Annotated in this window: 2 protein-coding genes; both read right to left on the bottom strand. The window is 40.6% G+C overall.

Annotated elements, in window-relative coordinates:
- Positions 1–1,020, bottom strand: a 1,020-nt coding sequence (locus tag ACRCJ0_RS11995) for an FGGY family carbohydrate kinase (protein WP_431390562.1), incomplete at its 3' end; no start/stop codon positions are given.
- 173 nt (positions 1,021–1,193) lie between these two features.
- A partial coding sequence (locus ACRCJ0_RS11990) for a phenylalanine--tRNA ligase subunit beta (RefSeq protein ID WP_431390561.1) occupies positions 1,194–2,448 on the bottom strand: 1,255 nt, incomplete at its 5' end.

The raw sequence follows: 2,448 nt of genomic DNA, 5'->3' as shown, positions 1-2,448 counted from the left end.
ACTAGCTGAAAAATCATGCGCTAAAAGTATGGCTAACATATCTGAAAAAGTTTGCCCTTTTGCCATAAATCCAAATTGTTGATGACACCAGTCTAATGCGTTGCCGGCGTTATTAACTGGCCCACCGACGATATAATGGGGTTGGTCGTCCGCGATATAGGTGAAAATCCGGCCACTTTCATGCAAGGACAATTGGTCAGTTAAGGTCCGGACAGCTGCTGAGGTCCCAAAAGATAGAACGAATGGGCTAAGTTCATGGTCCCCTTGAATGGCGTAGGCTAAATTAGATAGGTTGGCCAAGGCACCGTCAGTTGATCCTGATAGTATGTGGAAGTTGTCAGCTAACCCGAAGGCCTTGATAAAGTTAGTTTTTACAGGCAATTCTTTGGTTGAATCGACTAATTTCGGCAATTGGTTTTCAGTCAAACCGACCACCTTTAGCAGGTCTTTTGACCAAGTATTTGTGGCTATATCCAACAGTCCCATAGAAGATGCCGTTGCCCGGTCAATTACAAACTCTCCCGTTAACTGACGGATAATATAGGCCTTGATGTCCATAAATACGACTGTTTCTTCTGTAAATAATGCCGGACGGTCCTGGTTTAGATAAACTAATTTCACAAAGGGATTCATGGCATGGATTGGTGTCCCAGATTGGGCGAAAAAGGCGGTCGCTAGACCTGATACCTGCATTTCCTGCGCCACAGGCTTGGCCCGCAAATCTGCCCAAGTCATGGTGTTTTGCAAAATGTCTCCCGCTTCGTTTATTGCAAGCAAAGCATGCATCTGGCTTGAAAATATCAAGGTGTTGACCTCAGGATACTTCGCTTGCATTTTGCTTAGTAAATCAGTGAACTGATTAAAAACTACCGTTGGATCACTTTCATTTTTACCAGAGTCATCTTGACTGATAATGTTGCGCACTTCCATTGTATCCAATACCCGGTATGGGGTTTCCATCAAGGCAAATTTTAAGTTGGTTGTGCCAAGGTCGGCGACGAAATATTGAAAGTGTTGCATGATGATTCCTACCTTCCTTTTATAATGCATCTTTAACTTGGCTAAATATAGCCGTTTGTCCAAAATGAATTGACTAAGTTCATTTAACCATAAAAAAGCAATGAAGCCACGATAAATATTTATCTGACTTCACTGCTTATCTTAAAACTTATATCTAATTGAATAAATGATGATTAGCGGATTTCTGCTGTCAATTCATTTGTTAAGGCTTCAGTAATACGTGCCACATCGTTGGTTACCTCTTCATCAGTCAAGGTTGCTTGTGGGTTCAAGTATTTCAAGCTGTAAGCAAGTGATTTCTTACCGTCTTCAATATTTTCACCTTGGTAAACGTCGAAGATTTCGATATCGACTAAGATGCCACCTTTTGAAGCCTTTTGAATAGTTTTCACAACATCCGCATTCGTTACTTGATCAGACACAAGGATTGCAATATCACGGTCAGAACCTGGGAATTTAGCGATTGGTGATTGTCTTACTTCAACTTTTGGTAAAGCATAAATTTCATCTAATGAAATTTCAAACACTAAGGTATCTTTTAAGTCATATTCATCGGCAATACTTGGATGTAATTGACCGATATACCCTAATTCAACACGTTCATCTGATTGACCAATGGCATAAATTCTAGCTGTACGTCCCGGATGCATATCTGCTAATTCTGACGTTGCTTCAAATGCAACTGCCACATCAAGATTAAATGAATCTAAGATGCTTTCAACCACACCCTTCATGTCGTAGAAATCAACAGCTTTCGCTTGGTGGCTCCAGGTTTTCGCTTGCGCGTTACCTGTCCAAACAGCTGCCAGGTGTGTTTCATCAACTGGTAGATCTGCATCTGTCCATTTGAACACGCGACCTGATTCAAAAATAGCGACGTCTGAAATTTTGCGTGCTACGTTATATTGAACGATTTCCAATAAAGCACTTAATAAGTTTGTACGCATATAGCGACGGTCATCTGACATTGGGAAGTCTAGTGCTACTGGTTTTGCATTAGCCATTTCTAATGTTGTTTGGTTGTCACCGATTAATGAGTAAGCAATGACTTGATTGAAACCTTCAGCTAACATTTGATTGTCAGTACGACGTTTAAAGGTTTGCCAATCTGTTAAGCCCATATTTTGCGCATTTACTGAAGGCAAGCGAGAAGGAATTTTATCATAACCATAAATTCGTGCAATTTCTTCAACTAAGTCTGCTTGAATAAGTATATCCCAACGACGCGCAGGTACGGAAACTGTGAACTCATTAGCATCACCAGATACTTCAAACTGTAGCTGATCAAAGATTTGTTGAACTTCTGCGAAAGTTAGGTCCATACCTATACGTTTATTAATATAAGCAAGACTTGATGTTACTAGAATTGGTGTTAAATCAATTGCAGATACACGCTCAGAGCCTTCTACCACTTCACCCTTGGCTAAG

Source organism: Aerococcus sp. L_32, from assembly GCF_050689315.1.
The sequence above is the reverse complement of the archived record's forward strand: the minus strand, read 5'-3'. Positions and strand labels throughout refer to the sequence as shown.